We start from the raw sequence: 17,500 nt of genomic DNA on the forward strand, positions 1-17,500 counted from the left end.
CGGGTGATGGCGTGCCTTTTGTAGAATGAACCGGCGAGTTACGATCCCGTGCGAGGTTAAGCTGAAGAGGCGGAGCCGCAGCGAAAGCGAGTCTGAATAGGGCGTTTAGTACGTGGTCGTAGACCCGAAACCAGGTGATCTACCCATGTCCAGGGTGAAGTTCAGGTAACACTGAATGGAGGCCCGAACCCACGCACGTTGAAAAGTGCGGGGATGAGGTGTGGGTAGCGGAGAAATTCCAATCGAACCTGGAGATAGCTGGTTCTCCCCGAAATAGCTTTAGGGCTAGCCTTAAGTGTAAGAGTCTTGGAGGTAGAGCACTGATTGGACTAGGGGTCCTCATCGGATTACCGAATTCAGTCAAACTCCGAATGCCAATGACTTATCCTTAGGAGTCAGACTGCGAGTGATAAGATCCGTAGTCAAAAGGGAAACAGCCCAGACCGCCAGCTAAGGTCCCAAAGTGTGTATTAAGTGGAAAAGGATGTGGAGTTGCTTAGACAACTAGGATGTTGGCTTAGAAGCAGCCACCATTTAAAGAGTGCGTAATAGCTCACTAGTCGAGTGACTCTGCGCCGAAAATGTACCGGGGCTAAATACACCACCGAAGCTGCGGATTGATACCAATGGTATCAGTGGTAGGGGAGCGTTCTAAGGACAGTGAAGTCAGACCGGAAGGACTGGTGGAGTGCTTAGAAGTGAGAATGCCGGTATGAGTAGCGAAAGACGGGTGAGAATCCCGTCCACCGAATGCCTAAGGTTTCCTGAGGAAGGCTCGTCCGCTCAGGGTTAGTCAGGACCTAAGCCGAGGCCGACAGGCGTAGGCGATGGACAACAGGTTGATATTCCTGTACCACCTCTTTATCGTTTGAGCAATGGAGGGACGCAGAAGGATAGAAGAAGCGTGCGATTGGTTGTGCACGTCCAAGCAGTTAGGCTGATAAGTAGGCAAATCCGCTTATCGTAAAGGCTGAGCTGTGATGGGGAAGCTCCTTATGGAGCGAAGTCTTTGATTCCCCGCTGCCAAGAAAAGCTTCTAGCGAGATAAAAGGTGCCTGTACCGCAAACCGACACAGGTAGGCGAGGAGAGAATCCTAAGGTGTGCGAGAGAACTCTGGTTAAGGAACTCGGCAAAATGACCCCGTAACTTCGGGAGAAGGGGTGCTTTCTTAACGGAAAGCCGCAGTGAATAGGCCCAAGCGACTGTTTAGCAAAAACACAGCTCTCTGCGAAGCCGTAAGGCGAAGTATAGGGGGTGACACCTGCCCGGTGCTGGAAGGTTAAGGAGAGGGGTTAGCGTAAGCGAAGCTCTGAACTGAAGCCCCAGTAAACGGCGGCCGTAACTATAACGGTCCTAAGGTAGCGAAATTCCTTGTCGGGTAAGTTCCGACCCGCACGAAAGGTGTAACGATTTGGGCACTGTCTCAACCAGAGACTCGGTGAAATTATAGTACCTGTGAAGATGCAGGTTACCCGCGACAGGACGGAAAGACCCCGTGGAGCTTTACTGTAGCCTGATATTGAATTTTGGTACAGTTTGTACAGGATAGGCGGGAGCCATTGAAACCGGAGCGCTAGCTTCGGTGGAGGCGCTGGTGGGATACCGCCCTGACTGTATTGAAATTCTAACCTACGGGTCTTATCGACCCGGGAGACAGTGTCAGGTGGGCAGTTTGACTGGGGCGGTCGCCTCCTAAAGTGTAACGGAGGCGCCCAAAGGTTCCCTCAGAATGGTTGGAAATCATTCGTAGAGTGCAAAGGCATAAGGGAGCTTGACTGCGAGACCTACAAGTCGAGCAGGGACGAAAGTCGGGCTTAGTGATCCGGTGGTTCCGCATGGAAGGGCCATCGCTCAACGGATAAAAGCTACCCCGGGGATAACAGGCTTATCTCCCCCAAGAGTCCACATCGACGGGGAGGTTTGGCACCTCGATGTCGGCTCATCGCATCCTGGGGCTGTAGTCGGTCCCAAGGGTTGGGCTGTTCGCCCATTAAAGCGGTACGCGAGCTGGGTTCAGAACGTCGTGAGACAGTTCGGTCCCTATCCGTCGTGGGCGTAGGAAATTTGAGAGGAGCTGTCCTTAGTACGAGAGGACCGGGATGGACGCACCGCTGGTGTACCAGTTGTTCTGCCAAGGGCATAGCTGGGTAGCTATGTGCGGAAGGGATAAGTGCTGAAAGCATCTAAGCATGAAGCCCCCCTCAAGATGAGATTTCCCATAGCGTAAGCTAGTAAGATCCCTGAAAGATGATCAGGTTGATAGGTTCGAGGTGGAAGCATGGTGACATGTGGAGCTGACGAATACTAATAGATCGAGGACTTAACCATATAATATGTAGCAAATGTTATCTAGTTTTGAAGGAATATGCCTTCATAGTTTGGTGATGATGGCAGAGAGGTCACACCCGTTCCCATACCGAACACGGAAGTTAAGCTCTCTAGCGCCGATGGTAGTTGGGACCTTGTCCCTGTGAGAGTAGGACGTCGCCAAGCTATTTATATTGTCGCGGGGTGGAGCAGCACGGTAGCTCGTCGGGCTCATAACCCGAAGGTCGCAGGTTCAAATCCTGTCCCCGCAACCAAATGGTCCCGTGGTGTAGTGGTTAACATGCCTGCCTGTCACGCAGGAGATCGCCGGTTCGACCCCGGTCGGGACCGCCATTTCATATAAAGAAAAGAACGAAACAAGTTGTTTCGTATTTTTTTATTTGTTTTAACAAAAAACTAATAAAGACAGTCAAACTATCCTTAGGACAACTCCTAAGGACTTTTTTATATATTAAAAACCTGTATAATAAAGAGCAGAGAACATTGTGAGTAAAGTAGGTGAAGTCTGTGAGTAAATATGAAGTAACAACAAAATCTTCTGAGGAAACACAAAGGTTATCAGAAAAACTAGGTGAGCTCGTAGAGGCACAAGACGTAATTATTTTAGAAGGAGATCTTGGAGCTGGTAAGACGACTTTTACAAAGGGACTAGCAAAAGGTCTTGGAGTGAAAAGAGTTGTAAATAGTCCTACCTTTAATATCATTAAAGAATATAAAGGAAGATTACCGCTATATCATATGGACGTGTATCGCTTAGCAGAAAGTGAAGAGGACTTAGGCTTTGATGAATATTTCTACGGTGAAGGAATTACGGTAGTAGAATGGGCTCATTTAATAGAAGCATATTTACCGAATGAAAAGTTACAAATTAGTTTATTCCATGCTGGAGATGACACAAGAAAAATTATACTTGAGCCAATTGGAGATCGCTATATTAGATTATGTGAGGAGCTATTACAAGATGAAAGTACTAGCAATTGATACTTCAAATTACGTAATGGGTGTATCCCTTATTGAGGAAGAAAACGTAATTGGGGAAATCATTACAAATTTAACAAAAAACCATTCTGTACGTCTTATGCCAGCTGTAGAGAAACTGTTAAAAGAATGCGGTGTAAAACCGAAGGAATTAACTAAAATCGTTGTAGCTGCTGGACCTGGATCCTATACAGGTGTTCGTATAGGCGTGACAGCGGCGAAAACATTAGCTTGGTCACTTCAAATACCAATTGTAGGTGTATCAAGTTTAGAGGTAGTAGCTGCAAACGGTGCTAACTTTAACGGGTTAATTTGTCCTTTATTTGATGGAAGACGTGGGCAAATTTATACTGGGTTATATACATATGAAGGAGAGCAGTTAACTTCAATAGAAGAAGATCGAATTATTCTTATTGTAGACTGGTTGCAAATGTTAAAAGATAAAGGACAGCCTGTTTTATTTATCGGTAACGATGTTAAATTGCATAAAGAAACAATTATAGAACATTTAGGTGATCAAGCTGTATTCGCTCCATTTACTAAAAATAACCCAAGACCAAGTGAGCTAGCATTCTTAGGATTACAAAAAGAAGAACAAGATGTGCATACGTTTGTTCCAAGCTATCTTCGTTTAGCTGAAGCTGAAACAAAGTGGTTAGAAAGTCAAAACAAGTAGGAGCTTGCAGAAGATGGATATGATATTTAGAAAGATGGAGCTTGATGATATTGCTCAAATTGTAGCTATTGAAGAAGCGTCTTTTTCAACTCCTTGGACTGCAGATGCCTTTCACCGTGAATTAACGATGAATGAACATGCACATTATATTGTGTTAGAAAAAGATGGTCGTGTAGTCGGGTATTGTGGATTGTGGATAATTATTGATGAATCACATATAACAAATATAGCTATTTTGCCAGAATACCGAGGTCAAAAGTTAGGAGATGCCCTATTGAAAGCAGTTATTTCTGAAGCGAAAGAACTAGGGGTAAAAACAATGACACTTGAAGTACGTGTATCAAATGAAGTAGCAAAGCAGTTATACAGAAAATACGGATTTCAAAATGGTGGGATTCGTAAACGATACTATGCAGACAATCAGGAAGATGGTCTCGTAATGTGGGTGAATATATAATGGAAAAAAATACGATTATACTTGGTATTGAAACAAGTTGTGATGAAACAGCAGTAGCAGTTGTTAAAAATGGAACGGAAATTATTGCGAATGTCGTTGCATCACAAATTGAAAGTCATAAACGTTTTGGCGGCGTTGTACCAGAGATTGCATCCCGTCATCATGTAGAAGAAATTACAGTTGTGTTAGAAGAAGCTTTAAAGGAAGCAAACATCACATTCGATGATATTGATGCAATTGCTGTAACAGAAGGTCCTGGTTTAGTAGGAGCACTTCTAATTGGAGTAAATGCAGCGAAGGCAGTAGCGTTTGCACATGATATTCCGTTAGTCGGTGTTCATCATATTGCTGGTCATATTTATGCGAACCGTTTAGTAAAAGAAGTTCAATTCCCGTTATTATCACTTGTTGTATCTGGTGGGCATACAGAACTTGTTTATATGAAAGAACATGGTTCATTCGAAGTAATTGGTGAAACACGAGACGATGCAGCTGGAGAAGCATATGATAAAGTAGCTCGTACGTTATCTATGCCATATCCAGGTGGTCCTCATATTGATCGCCTTGCACATGAAGGAGAACCGACAATTGATTTGCCTCGTGCATGGCTAGAACCGGATTCGTATGATTTTAGCTTTAGTGGATTGAAATCAGCAGTTATCAACACTGTGCATAACGCAAAACAGCGCGGTATAGAAATTGCACCAGAAGATTTAGCGGCAAGTTTCCAAGAAAGTGTAATAGATGTACTTGTAACGAAAGCAGCTCGTGCAGCAGAAGCTTATAATGTAAAGCAGTTACTTCTTGCTGGTGGAGTAGCTGCTAATAAAGGACTTCGTGCGCGATTAGAAGAGGAATTTGCACAAAAAGAAAACATTGAATTAATTATTCCGCCGCTATCTTTATGCACAGATAATGCAGCGATGATTGCAGCGGCAGGGACAATTGCTTATGAACAAGGTAAGCGTGCAACATTAGCCTTAAATGCAAATCCAGGATTAGATATTGAAGCATAGTTATACACATAATTAACCACAGGTTGTGGATAAAACCCATATTATCTGTTGATAATGTGGGTTTTATTGTGTATATAAAATGTTGATAACTTTTTTACTGACTGTGGATAATGTGGAAAAGTTATTTTGATGTTTATTTTATAAAGGTGGATATGTGTATAAACTTGTGGATAAATAGGTTGATGTCAGACCTTTGAATTTGTTCTTTTTCGGGAAATAAAAAGCAAGAAGATATCCCCGAAAAACATTTTGAAACATCTCCCCATTATAGAAGATGCTAATCTTGTCAATCTTTGTCGTTAAAACGATATTTCGTGTCGAATTGTTAATATATATAGGGTTACAATAGATATATTTAAAAAATCGTTAGTATATTCTAAGTTACGATAGATATATTCAAAAAATTGTTTAAGTACTAAAAAAGATGTCACATAGTCAAAAATCCTGACTTATGAGACATCTTCCTTATTTAAATATGCTTATACATGCAGCTCTTCCCATTCTGCCATACAAGTTTCAAGTTGTTCTTGTAGCGTTTGCTTTTTAGTTGTAATTTCACTAGCTTTTTCATAATCTGCATATATTTCTGGTAAGCAAAGTTGATCTTCTAACGTAGCAATTTCTTCTTCTAATTCCACTATACTTTGTTCTAGCTCTTCAATTTTTCTAGTGCGTTGACGCTCTAGTTTTTTACGCTCTTTTTCTTCTAAATAATTTAATTTCTCTTGTGCAACCACCTTTTGAACAGGAACGTCACTTTCTTGCTGTTCAAGTTCTGCACGTTCAATCATTTCATTTTTCTTTTCAACGTAGTAATCGTAATCCCCTAAATATTCCTGTGCACCTTCTGTTGATAACTCAACCACAGTCGTTGTTACACGGTTAATAAAGTAGCGGTCATGTGAGACGAATAGAAGAGTCCCTGGGTAATCAATTAAAGCATTCTCCAAAATCTCTTTACTATTTAAATCAAGGTGGTTCGTAGGCTCATCTAGAATTAACAAATTTGACTTTTGCATCATAAGTTTTGCAAGAGCTAATCGAGCTTTTTGTCCACCACTAAGGGAAGATACTGGTTTCAGTACATCATCTCCTGTGAATAAAAAATTCCCAAGTATAGTACGGATTTCTTTTTCCGGTTGCAGTGGATATTCATCCCATAGTTCATTTAAAACCCGTTTAGAAGATGTTAAGTTTGCTTGTTCTTGATCATAATAACCAACAGATACATTTGATCCGAAAGAAACATCACCATTTAATAGTGGTAACTTATTCACAATGGATTTTAACAATGTGGATTTCCCAATTCCGTTTGGACCAACTAAAGCAACACTATCTCCGCGAGTTAAGCGCATAGTTACATGTTCAATTATAGGGTTTCCATCATAGCCGATGGTTGCATCATTTACTTGTAAAACATCATTTCCACTTTGTTTTTCAATATCGAAGTGGAATGATGCTGACTTAGAATCCCCTAATGGTCTCGTTAATAATTCCATTCTGTCTAGTTGTTTACGGCGACTTTGAGCACGTTTCGTTGTAGAAGCGCGAGCTATATTCTTTTGAACGAAGTCCTCAAGTTTTGCGATTTCATCTTGTTGTTTTTCGTAACGTTTCATTTCTTGCTCATATAATGCTGATTTTAAGTCTAAATATTTACTGTAGTTACCAACAAATCGTCTGCTTTCTTTATTCGAAATTTCATATACTTGTGTAACGAGTTTGTCTAAGAAATAACGGTCATGTGAGACGATTAATATTGCGCCAGGATAACCTTGCAAATATTGCTCAAGCCATGTTAATGTTTCGATGTCTAAATGGTTTGTAGGCTCGTCCAAAATAAGTAAGTCTGGTTTTGTTAATAATAATTTCCCGAGAGCTAATCTTGTTTTTTGCCCGCCGCTTAAAGTAGAGATCGTCGTCTGGTGCGTTTCAACTGGGAAGCCAAGGCCGCTTAAAATGGAGCGAATATCCGCTTCATATTGATATCCACCTTGATCTTTATAATTGAGTTGTAGTTGGTCATAATCAGCTAACAATCTTTCATATGTAGCTTCGTTTGAAAAGTTTTCTTCTTTTCCCATTTCTTGCTCAAGCCTTCGAAGTTTTGTCTCCATTTGCTGTAAGTGGGTAAAGACGGTTAGCATTTCATCCCAAATTGTTAAAGACGTTTCTAGTCCAGTATTTTGAGCTAAATATCCGATTGAGACATCTTTCGGTTTTATAATTTCGCCACCATCATGAGATAATTCACCAGCGATAATTTTTAATAATGTAGATTTTCCTGCTCCATTCCTTCCAACTAATGCGATACGATCTTTTGTTTGTACTTCCAATTTTATGTTTGCAAGAATCGTTTCTGCACCGTATAATTTCGAAAGCGCGTTTACTTGTAATAAAATCAATGTTTTCACCTCAAATAATTTCTTAACTTTGCCATGTTTATATTTCTCAATCATACTAAAAATAGTGTATAGTTTAAAATAAAGAGAGAATACTTCTTCTCTTTATTATACAAGGAATTTAATGAGTGCTAAACTTCTGTATTTGATTAAAGTATATGAATAAAGATAGGAAGAGAGGAGAGGTCATATGGATCAGCAAAAGATTCCACAAGCCACTGCTAAAAGATTGCCTCTATACTATCGATTTATCCAAAACTTATCTCTTTCTGGTAAGCAGCGTGTTTCATCGGCCGAATTGAGTGAGGCAGTAAAAGTAGATTCCGCAACAATACGAAGAGATTTTTCGTATTTTGGAGCGTTAGGGAAAAAGGGATATGGATATAACGTAAATTATTTATTATCATTTTTCCGCGAAACACTTGATCAAGATGATATAACACGTGTAGCACTTATTGGAGTAGGTAATTTAGGGACCGCTTTCTTACATTATAATTTCACGAAAAACAATAATACAAAAATTGAAATGGCATTTGATGTTAGTGAAGAGAAAGTTGGAACAGAAATCGGGGGCATTCCTGTATATCATTTAGATGAATTAGAAGAGAGATTATCAAATGATATACAAGTGGCAATATTAACAGTACCGGCTACAGTAGCACAAGCTGTAGCAGATAGATTAGCTGAAACAAGCGTGCACGGTATTTTGAATTTCACACCAGCGCGATTAAACGTATCAGAGAATATTAGAATTCATCATATTGACTTAGCTGTAGAGTTACAAACATTAGTTTACTTTTTGAAAAACTATCCACAATAAAACGCAGAGGAAGCGACCTCTGCGTTTTATTATTGTTTCTTCTTTGTGAATTTAACTAATATAAGGCGAAGTGCCAAATTAAAATCAATTGTTGCCATAACTGCAAATAGTATTGTCCACATATTCCAGATTGTATCTGTCACGTTCGTAATGGCGAAGCGTGTAAAGATACATCCAAGAAGGAAGTATAGTGCAGCCATGAACAATGGTGAGTTTCTCATACAAAAAATCCTCCGATAAAGCCTTGCATTTTTTCAGCTTCTTTAATCATTTCTTGAATTTGTTCATTGCTCATAAAAATTTGCCCAATAGCGACTAATGTATTCATCGCAACATGAGCTGCAATCGGAACGATAATACGTTTCGTCTTCACATATAAGAAGGCGAATACGAGCCCCATAGCAGTGTATACCAATAAGTGAGTAAAATCAAAATGAATTGTTGCGAATACAAGCGAACTAATGATAGCTGCGATAAAGAAGTTAAACTTCTTATAAAGCGTGCCGAATAGAATTTTTCTAAATACGATTTCTTCTAAGATAGGTCCAATTATAGATACAACAATAAGGAACCAAGGTATCGTTCTTGCGATGTCCATCAGTCTGTCTGTATTCTCAGATCCACGTGGAACCCCAAATACATACATTTCAATCATACCTGCAATGGATTGTGAGATGATTGCTAAGAAGAACCCGATAAAAATCCATCCAATAGTAGCTGGAACAGAAGAGCGCATTGGATCTAAATGCCTGTCACGAATATCTGTTCTAAGTAACCAAAGCACGATACATAATGCAATAAAGAAGCTAATGATTGCCCAGTGTCCCGTTATGATTTGTCCTTTTTCTTCAATGGTAAATCCTCTATTATCATAGAGTCCTGTTTTTAGGAGAAGTGGTAATCCAACAACGCCAGATAACTGCATTAAAATGTATGTAATGATAATCCACCAGTATTGTTTCTTCAAATGGTTTAACCATCCTTTCTAACTATAGTGTATGAGATAAGTTAGGATAACATGTAAATATGCTACCTACGATATAAACCTCTTGAATTATGTTTTTTTCGTAAATCCTTATTTGAAATTATAATAGAAGACAGGAGAAAGTTGTATGTGTAGCGAAAACAACTTAGGGTGTCCTTTCATATTGTAACATACGAGCAGTGGAAACAACGATTCATATAGTAAAGGCAGTATTGTATATAGAAAGTTTATATAGTGATTTGCGAAAAAATTATGATTTTTTTACTTGCAAAAGAAATTGAGATTATTTATTATTATAAGTGTGTTAGCACTCGGATGACTTGAGTGCTAATAAAAGAAATTTACATAACAAAATGAGGAGGTTATTGTTCATGCTAAAGCCATTAGGTGATCGCGTTGTAATTGAGCTTGTTCAAGCAGAAGAAAAAACAGCAAGTGGTATCGTATTACCAGATACTGCAAAAGAAAAACCACAAGAGGGTAAAGTTGTTGCAGTAGGTACTGGTCGAGTGCTTGAGAATGGTGAGCGTGTTGCTTTAGAGGTAGCAGCAGGTGATCTTATCATCTTCTCAAAATATGCAGGTACTGAAGTGAAATATGAAGGTACAGACTACTTGATTTTACGTGAAAGTGACATTTTAGCAGTTATCGGTTAATTATATAAATCTTAAAAAATCCAAGGGGGTCAATTATTATGGCAAAAGATATTAAATTTAGTGAAGAAGCACGTCGTTCGATGCTTCGCGGTGTCGACACTCTTGCAAACGCAGTAAAAGTTACGCTTGGACCAAAAGGTCGTAACGTTGTACTTGAGAAAAAATTTGGTTCACCACTTATTACAAATGATGGTGTAACAATCGCAAAAGAAATCGAATTAGAAGATGCATTCGAAAACATGGGTGCGAAATTAGTAGCAGAAGTTGCTAGCAAAACAAATGACGTAGCTGGTGACGGAACAACAACTGCAACTGTATTAGCGCAAGCTATGATTCGTGAAGGTCTTAAAAACGTAACAGCTGGTGCGAACCCAATGGGTCTTCGTAAAGGTATCGAAAAAGCTGTTACTGCTGCAATTGAAGAATTAAAAACGATTTCTAAACCAATCGAAGGCAAATCTTCTATCGCACAAGTAGCTGCTATTTCTGCAGCTGACGAAGAAGTAGGTCAATTAATCGCTGAAGCAATGGAGCGCGTTGGTAACGACGGCGTTATTACTTTAGAAGAGTCTAAAGGATTCACAACAGAATTAGACGTAGTAGAAGGTATGCAATTTGATCGTGGCTATGCATCTCCTTACATGATTACTGATTCTGACAAAATGGAAGCAGTTCTTGATAACCCATATATCTTAATTACTGACAAAAAGATTTCTAACATTCAAGAAATCTTACCAGTATTAGAGCAAGTGGTACAACAAGGTAAACCACTTCTTATCATTGCTGAAGATGTAGAAGGCGAAGCATTAGCTACATTAGTAGTGAACAAACTTCGTGGTACATTCAATGTAGTAGCTGTTAAAGCTCCTGGATTTGGTGACCGTCGTAAAGCAATGCTAGAAGATATCGCAATCTTAACTGGTGGCGAAGTGATCACTGAAGAATTAGGCCGTGACTTAAAATCTGCTACAGTTGAATCTTTAGGACGCGCTGGTAAAGTTGTTGTTACAAAAGAAAACACAACTGTAGTTGAAGGTGTAGGAAGCACAGAACAAATCGAAGCTCGCATCGGTCAAATCCGTGCGCAATTAGAAGAAACAACTTCTGAATTCGATCGCGAAAAATTACAAGAGCGTCTTGCTAAACTAGCAGGTGGCGTAGCAGTAATTAAAGTAGGTGCAGCAACTGAAACTGAGTTAAAAGAGCGCAAACTTCGCATTGAAGATGCACTTAACTCAACTCGTGCAGCAGTAGAAGAAGGTATCGTTGCAGGTGGTGGTACTTCACTTATGAACGTATACACAAAAGTAGCTTCTATCGTAGCTGAAGGCGACGAAGCAACAGGTATCAACATCGTACTTCGTGCACTAGAAGAGCCAGTTCGTCAAATCGCAATCAACGCTGGTCTCGAAGGATCTGTAGTTGTAGAGCGTCTAAAAGGCGAAAAAGTAGGCGTTGGTTTCAACGCAGCTACTGGCGAATGGGTTAACATGCTTGAGTCTGGTATCGTAGATCCAGCTAAAGTAACTCGTTCTGCACTTCAAAACGCAGCATCTGTTGCAGCTATGTTCTTAACAACTGAAGCTGTAGTAGCTGACAAGCCAGAACCAAATGCACCAGCAATGCCTGACATGGGCGGCATGGGCATGGGCGGTATGGGCGGAATGATGTAATTCCGTTTGTCCTAAAAAACATCCATTTCTATATAGAAATGGATGTTTTTTTATGTTTTTTAGAAAAGGAAATGAATTTCTGTAGAATTTTGTCGCTTTCTCTCTTGACCATATTGATACTTCATTGTTAGAATCTAGGAAGATAATATAAAACGATCCTTCATATATCCTCAATGATATGGTTTGAGAGTCTCTACCGGGTTACCGTAAACAACCTGACTATGAAGGCAGTGTGTCTTATATTTATAAAGAGCGGAGACTATCTTTCTTTATAAAGCCAGACCCCTGCCTTTTCTTTGTTATGAGACTAGAGGCGGAGGACTGGCTTTTTTTATTATATTGGTAATGCTTTTCGCCAAATTGGTGAAAATATTTATATACGAGAACTAACGTTGGGGTGATTATTTTGAAGAAACAACACGATACAATTATCGTTTTAGATTTTGGAAGTCAATACAATCAGTTAATAGCACGTCGAATTCGTGAGTTCGGTGTATACAGTGAACTTCATCCACATACAATTACTGCAGAAGAAATTAAAGCAATGAATCCAAAAGGGATTATTTTCTCTGGTGGACCAAATAGTGTATACGGTGAAGGTGCATTACATTGTGATGAAAAAATCTTTGAACTAGGTTTACCAATCTTCGGTATTTGTTACGGTATGCAGCTTATGACGCAACACTTCGGTGGTAAAGTAGAGCGTGCAAATCACCGCGAGTACGGAAAAGCTGTTCTTAAAGTAGAGAACGAATCAAAACTATATGCGAACCTTCCAGAAGAGCAAGTTGTATGGATGAGTCATGGTGACTTAGTAACTGGTTTACCTGAAGGATTCGTAGTAGACGCAACAAGTGAGTCTTGCCCAATTGCTGGTATGAGCAATGGAGCGAAAAACTTATACGGTGTACAATTCCACCCAGAAGTACGTCACTCTGAGCACGGTAACGATTTAATTAAAAACTTCGTATTCGGCGTATGTGGTTGTTCTGAAGGATGGAACATGGAGAACTTTATCGAAGTAGAATTAGAAAAGATTCGTGAAACTGTTGGAGACAAAAAAGTACTATGCGCACTTAGTGGCGGTGTAGACTCTTCTGTTGTAGCAGTATTAATTCATAAAGCAATTGGTGATCAATTAACATGTATTTTCGTTGACCACGGTTTACTTCGTAAAGGTGAAGCAGAAGGCGTTATGAAAACATTTAGCGAAGGCTTCCATATGAACGTTATTAAAGTGGATGCAAGAGACCGCTTCATGGACAAGTTAAAAGGTGTAGAAGATCCAGAACAAAAACGTAAAATCATCGGTAACGAATTCATTTACGTATTTGATGATGAAGCGTCAAAATTACAAGGTATGGACTTCTTAGCGCAAGGTACACTTTACACAGATATCGTTGAGAGTGGTACAGCAACTGCGCAAACAATTAAATCTCACCATAACGTTGGTGGACTTCCAGAAGACATGCAGTTCAAATTAATTGAGCCTTTAAACACGTTATTTAAAGACGAAGTACGTGTATTAGGATCTGAATTAGGAATTCCTGATGAAATCGTATGGCGTCAACCATTCCCAGGACCGGGTCTTGGTATTCGTGTATTAGGTGAAATCACAGAAGAGAAATTAGAAATCGTTCGTGAATCTGATGCGATTTTACGTGAAGAAATTATTAAAGCGGGCTTAGACCGTGAAATCTGGCAATACTTTACTGCGCTTCCTGGTATGCGTAGCGTAGGTGTTATGGGTGACGAGCGTACTTACGATTACACAGTAGGTATCCGTGCGGTAACATCTATCGACGGTATGACAGCTGACTGGGCACGTATCCCTTGGGACGTATTAGAGAAAATCTCTGTACGTATCGTAAACGAAGTAAAACACGTTAACCGTATCGTGTATGATGTAACGAGTAAGCCACCAGCAACTATTGAGTGGGAATAGTATTTATAAAAAGGTCCATCTATTGCTTATGCATAGGTGGATCTTTTTTATTTTGGTGTTAATACGAACGAAACTATAAAAGTTTATAAAAACGTTCGTTTTTAAATTGACAAAACTACTTCGTCGAGTTAATATGATTATGTAATTCAAACAAAAAGTGAATATTATAGCCGTCGTATAATATCGGGGATATGGCCCGAAAGTTTCTACCTAGCTACCGTAAATGGCTTGACTACGAGGCGTTTTTATAAAGGTGAGGGGAATCTTATCTTTATTCATAGAACGCTTCCATGTATATATGCAATGGAAGCCTTTTTTGTTTCTCGGGATAAAAGAGGGCTAGGAGAAATGCGGCGAGTAATCATATAACGGGGGAAACGTAGGATGAAACGCTATTTTCAGTTTGATGAGCTCGGTACGAATTATAAGACTGAGTTCATAGCAGGGTTAACGACATTTCTATCTATGGCTTACGTACTATTTGTCAATCCTGCTACGCTGTCGCTTGGAAATGTTAAAGGGTTACCAGCAGGTACAGGGATGGATCCAGGTGCAGTATTCGTTGCTACGGCATTAGCGGCAGCGATCGGTTCGTTAATTATGGGTATTTTCGCGAAGTATCCAATTGCTTTAGCGCCAGGTATGGGAATTAACGCGTTCTTTGCTTATACAGCAGTGTTAACGATGGGGATTCCATGGCAAACAGCAATTGCCGGAACATTAATGTCAGGTATTATCTTTATTATTCTTACTGCTTCAGGTATTCGTGAAAAAATCATCAATGCAATTCCATCGGAGTTAAAGTTTGCAGTAGCAGCAGGTATCGGATTGTTCATTGCATTTCTTGGATTCCAAAATGCCGGAATTATCGTGAAAAATGATGCAGTTCTTGTTGGGTTGGGGGACTTAACAAAGGGTACAACGTTACTAGCAATCTTCGGGGTTGTTACTACGATCATCTTCATGATTAAGAAAATTAATGGTGCAGTATTTTACGGTATGATTCTTACAGCGATCTTAGGAGTGGCAACAGGATTAATTGATACTCCGAAAGCTGTAGTGGGAGCAATACCGAGTCTAGAACCAACGTTCGGCGTGGCGTTAACGCACTTCGGAGATATTTTTACAGTTCAAATGGGGATTGTTATTATAACGTTCTTCTTTATCGATTTCTTTGATACAGCAGGTACGCTTGTAGCGGTTGCGAATCAAGCTGGATTAATGAAGAACAATAAATTACCACGTGCAGGAAAAGCGTTATTTGCAGATGCGATTGCAACTGTAATTGGTGCGATCTTGGGTACATCAACAACAACGTCTTACATTGAATCGTCTGCAGGGGTAGCAGCAGGAGGACGTTCTGGATTTACAGCAGTTGTAACAGCAGGATTCTTTTTACTGGCACTATTCTTCTCGCCATTACTAAGTGTTGTAACGCCAGCTGTAACGGCGCCGGCTTTAATTATTGTAGGAATCTTGATGGTTTCTTCCTTAGGGGAAATTGATTGGAAGAAATTCGAGATTGCAGTACCAGCATTCTTTACAATTATCTCTATGCCACTTACGTATAGTATCGCAACTGGGATTGCGATTGGATTTATCTTCTATCCAATTACAATGGTAGTAAGTGGTCGTCGTAAAGAGGTTCATCCGATTATGTATGTTATGGGAGTTTTATTCGTACTATATTTCATCTACGTTCGTAAATAAAAGGGGTTTTTTAAAGGTCTAGACTTAAGGGGAGTCTAGACCTTTTTTGCGTCTTCAGAAAATCTTAAGGATTTCCGAGCGTTTTTCTTCAGAAGTTTTCCTATAATAGAAGTTAGGGATTAAAAAAGTGATGGGGGAGATATTGTGGCACACGAAACAATACTTGTCGTAGATGATGAAAAAGAAATTCGGAATTTAATTACAATCTATTTAAAGAATGAAGGATATAAAGTATTGCAAGCAGGAGACGGAGAAGAAGGATTACGTCTACTGGAAGAAAATGAAGTACATCTAGTCGTATTAGATATTATGATGCCGAAAGTGGATGGTATTCATATGTGTATGAAAGTAAGGGAAGCGAAAGAAATGCCTATTATTATGCTTTCTGCCAAAACGCAAGATATGGATAAGATTTTAGGATTAACAACAGGGGCAGATGATTATGTAACGAAGCCGTTTAATCCGTTAGAGCTAATTGCACGAATTAAATCTCAGTTACGCCGTTATATGAAAATGAATGGTTTCGCTATTCAAAATGAGGACGAGTTAGAAATTGGGGAGATGAAAATCAACATCTCGACCCATAAAGTTATTGTAGAGGGAGAAGAAGTGAAACTAACTCCGAGGGAATTTTCAATTTTAGAATTGCTAGCTAGAAATCCAGGTATGGTGTTTAGTGCGGAGCAAATTTATGAAAAGGTGTGGAACGAACGATCTTTCCAGTCTGATAATACTGTAATGGTGCATATTCGAAAAGTGCGTGAAAAGATTGAGGAGAATCCAAGGAAACCTAGATATATAAAAACAGTATGGGGAGTGGGGTATAAGATTGAAAAAGATATTTAATCCGTTTACTTATATAAGGAAAATAAGACAATTAATTGAGAAATTAGTAAAGAGCGTACGAAAGAGTATAAGGATTCAATTGATTACTACTTTTGCTGCTTGTGCGTTATTAGGAGTTTTGTCAGCAAAGGCAGCAGCACCGTTTTTTGAGAATGCGAATCGTCAAGCAACTATCGATTATCGGGCTGGTATGGAACAAATTAATCACCAAGCTCAAGGAGCGGCAAATAGTTCGGTTCATGAAAATAAATTAGAAGCTATATCAAATATGATCGAAATGGAGAACCAAAATTTAGAGCAAGGTTCTAGAGCTTTGAAGATATTGGTTACTGATGAAAGTGGTAAAGTTTTATATAAAACAAAGCAAGCGCAAGAAGAGCAAATCGATTTGCATAATACGATTCGTAATGCAGCATCATTCGCGATTAATTATACAGATGGTAGAAATGTATTTGAAAGTACAAGAAAAGAGTTTATATCTTTTTCACCTATTACTATTGAAGGAAAGAATTTGTACATGTTTGTTAGTGGAATTCCAGAGGGAGAGGTAATATATGATACGCAAGAAGGACCATTCCCATTTTTAATTGGTGTACTTGTATTCATTTTCTCTTTCTTCTATATAACAAAGAGAAAGATGAAGCAGATTGAAGCAATGGCACAAGGCGTAAAGGAAATAGAAAGAGGTAACTTAGCCTACCGCATTGAGAAAAAAGGTGAAGATGAGATTGCAGCTTTAACGGAGAATATTAATAATATGGCAGAAGAGCTTATGAATAATATAGAAAAGGAACGTAAATTAGAAAAGCAAAAGAATGAGCTTATCACAAATGTATCGCATGATTTGCGTACACCACTTACTTCTATTATGGGTTACTTACGATTACTTCGAGATTCTAAATATGAAAATAAAGGACAACACGATGAGTATACGAGAATTGCTTTTGCAAAGTCGGAGCAGTTAAAAAATTTAATAGAAGATTTATTTGAGTATACGAAGTTAACAA

14 protein-coding genes, 2 tRNA genes, 2 rRNA genes and 2 riboswitches (2 of these 20 running past the window's edge) are annotated in these 17,500 nt (G+C 39.3%); of the genes, 15 read left to right on the forward strand and 3 right to left on the reverse strand.

The annotated features are described in order from the left end of the window. The 8 genes from M1D73_RS01455 to tsaD form a co-directional block, all read left to right on the forward strand. A 23S ribosomal RNA gene (locus M1D73_RS01455) occupies positions 1 to 2,329 on the forward strand (it extends 593 nt beyond the left edge of the window). A 49-nt stretch (positions 2,330 to 2,378) separates the two neighbouring features. Beyond that, positions 2,379 to 2,494 (forward strand): 5S ribosomal RNA (gene rrf / locus M1D73_RS01460). 12 nt (positions 2,495 to 2,506) lie between these two features. Then, positions 2,507 to 2,583, forward strand: a tRNA-Met gene (locus M1D73_RS01465). A 3-nt stretch (positions 2,584 to 2,586) separates the two neighbouring features. Then, positions 2,587 to 2,662, forward strand: a tRNA-Asp gene (locus M1D73_RS01470). A gap of 174 nt (positions 2,663 to 2,836) precedes the next feature. Beyond that, positions 2,837 to 3,310, forward strand: a complete 474-nt coding sequence (gene tsaE / locus M1D73_RS01475; RefSeq protein WP_000049642.1) for a tRNA (adenosine(37)-N6)-threonylcarbamoyltransferase complex ATPase subunit type 1 TsaE — start codon at positions 2,837 to 2,839, stop codon at positions 3,308 to 3,310. Continuing rightward, entirely contained in the window at positions 3,291 to 3,983 is a 693-nt protein-coding gene (gene tsaB / locus M1D73_RS01480) for a tRNA (adenosine(37)-N6)-threonylcarbamoyltransferase complex dimerization subunit type 1 TsaB (RefSeq protein WP_000865740.1), read from the forward strand. Before tsaE ends, tsaB begins: the two co-directional genes overlap by 20 nt. A 13-nt stretch (positions 3,984 to 3,996) precedes the next feature. Beyond that, entirely contained in the window at positions 3,997 to 4,440 is a 444-nt protein-coding gene (gene rimI, locus M1D73_RS01485; protein ID WP_000367190.1) for a ribosomal protein S18-alanine N-acetyltransferase, read from the forward strand. Beyond that, entirely contained in the window at positions 4,440 to 5,456 is a 1,017-nt protein-coding gene (gene tsaD / locus M1D73_RS01490; protein ID WP_000414585.1) for a tRNA (adenosine(37)-N6)-threonylcarbamoyltransferase complex transferase subunit TsaD, read from the forward strand. Before rimI ends, tsaD begins: the two co-directional genes overlap by 1 nt. A 479-nt stretch (positions 5,457 to 5,935) precedes the next feature. On the opposite strand, the gene M1D73_RS01495 is transcribed toward tsaD, so the two are convergent. Continuing rightward, on the reverse strand, positions 5,936 to 7,861 hold the full coding sequence (locus tag M1D73_RS01495) for an ABC-F family ATP-binding cassette domain-containing protein (RefSeq protein ID WP_000602149.1): 1,926 nt from the start codon (positions 7,859 to 7,861) through the stop codon (positions 5,936 to 5,938). Positions 7,862 to 8,048: 187 nt separating this feature from the next. On the opposite strand from M1D73_RS01495, the gene M1D73_RS01500 reads away from it, so the two are divergent. Further along, positions 8,049 to 8,678: a redox-sensing transcriptional repressor Rex gene (locus tag M1D73_RS01500; protein ID WP_000372699.1), complete on the forward strand. Its 630-nt coding sequence runs from the start codon at positions 8,049 to 8,051 to the stop codon at positions 8,676 to 8,678. A gap of 29 nt (positions 8,679 to 8,707) precedes the next feature. Here M1D73_RS01500 and M1D73_RS01505 read toward each other — a convergent pair whose 3' ends face one another. Beyond that, positions 8,708 to 8,899 carry a YdiK family protein gene (locus M1D73_RS01505; protein WP_001246201.1) on the reverse strand — a complete coding sequence of 64 codons (192 nt, stop codon included), beginning with the start codon at positions 8,897 to 8,899 and terminating at the stop codon, positions 8,708 to 8,710. Further along, positions 8,896 to 9,645 (reverse strand): CPBP family intramembrane glutamic endopeptidase, encoded by a 750-nt coding sequence (locus M1D73_RS01510; protein WP_000745314.1) that lies wholly within the window; start codon positions 9,643 to 9,645, stop codon positions 8,896 to 8,898. The genes M1D73_RS01505 and M1D73_RS01510 overlap by 4 nt, the downstream gene beginning before the upstream one ends. 389 nt (positions 9,646 to 10,034) lie before the next feature. On the opposite strand from M1D73_RS01510, the gene groES reads away from it, so the two are divergent. The 6 genes from groES to ampS form a co-directional block, all read left to right on the forward strand. Continuing rightward, positions 10,035 to 10,319: a co-chaperone GroES gene (gene groES, locus M1D73_RS01515; protein WP_000917311.1), complete on the forward strand. Its 285-nt coding sequence runs from the start codon at positions 10,035 to 10,037 to the stop codon at positions 10,317 to 10,319. A gap of 38 nt (positions 10,320 to 10,357) precedes the next feature. Continuing rightward, entirely contained in the window at positions 10,358 to 11,992 is a 1,635-nt protein-coding gene (gene groL / locus M1D73_RS01520) for a chaperonin GroEL (RefSeq protein ID WP_001029993.1), read from the forward strand. 140 nt (positions 11,993 to 12,132) lie between these two features. Beyond that, a riboswitch (purine riboswitch) is annotated at positions 12,133 to 12,234 on the forward strand. A gap of 164 nt (positions 12,235 to 12,398) precedes the next feature. After that, entirely contained in the window at positions 12,399 to 13,937 is a 1,539-nt protein-coding gene (guaA, locus tag M1D73_RS01525) for a glutamine-hydrolyzing GMP synthase (RefSeq protein ID WP_121868764.1), read from the forward strand. 152 nt (positions 13,938 to 14,089) lie between these two features. Next, positions 14,090 to 14,192: riboswitch (purine riboswitch) on the forward strand. Between the two features lie 129 nt (positions 14,193 to 14,321). Further along, positions 14,322 to 15,647 carry an NCS2 family permease gene (locus M1D73_RS01530; RefSeq protein WP_000833082.1) on the forward strand — a complete coding sequence of 442 codons (1,326 nt, stop codon included), beginning with the start codon at positions 14,322 to 14,324 and terminating at the stop codon, positions 15,645 to 15,647. A 144-nt stretch (positions 15,648 to 15,791) separates the two neighbouring features. Further along, entirely contained in the window at positions 15,792 to 16,493 is a 702-nt protein-coding gene (locus M1D73_RS01535; RefSeq protein WP_000929885.1) for a response regulator transcription factor, read from the forward strand. Beyond that, positions 16,477 to 17,500: the 5' portion of an aminopeptidase AmpS gene (ampS, locus tag M1D73_RS01540; RefSeq protein ID WP_481157986.1), read on the forward strand. 482 nt of this gene lie beyond the right edge of the window; only the first 1,024 of its 1,506 coding nucleotides appear in the window; the start codon lies at positions 16,477 to 16,479; its stop codon lies off the right edge, out of view. Before M1D73_RS01535 ends, ampS begins: the two co-directional genes overlap by 17 nt.

The organism is Bacillus sp. PK3-067 (assembly GCF_056738645.1).

Excerpts from the sequence above, each read along its gene's own strand:
- tsaB (WP_000865740.1), top strand. The coding sequence starts at position 3,291 with ATGAAAGTACTAGCAATTGATACTTCAAATTACGTAATGGGTGTATCC.
- rimI (WP_000367190.1), top strand. The coding sequence starts at position 3,997 with ATGGATATGATATTTAGAAAGATGGAGCTTGATGATATTGCTCAAATT.
- tsaD (WP_000414585.1), top strand. The coding sequence starts at position 4,440 with ATGGAAAAAAATACGATTATACTTGGTATTGAAACAAGTTGTGATGAA.
- M1D73_RS01500 (WP_000372699.1), top strand. The coding sequence starts at position 8,049 with ATGGATCAGCAAAAGATTCCACAAGCCACTGCTAAAAGATTGCCTCTA.
- M1D73_RS01505 (WP_001246201.1), bottom strand. The coding sequence starts at position 8,899 with ATGAGAAACTCACCATTGTTCATGGCTGCACTATACTTCCTTCTTGGA.
- groES (WP_000917311.1), top strand. The coding sequence starts at position 10,035 with ATGCTAAAGCCATTAGGTGATCGCGTTGTAATTGAGCTTGTTCAAGCA.
- groL (WP_001029993.1), top strand. The coding sequence starts at position 10,358 with ATGGCAAAAGATATTAAATTTAGTGAAGAAGCACGTCGTTCGATGCTT.
- M1D73_RS01530 (WP_000833082.1), top strand. The coding sequence starts at position 14,322 with ATGAAACGCTATTTTCAGTTTGATGAGCTCGGTACGAATTATAAGACT.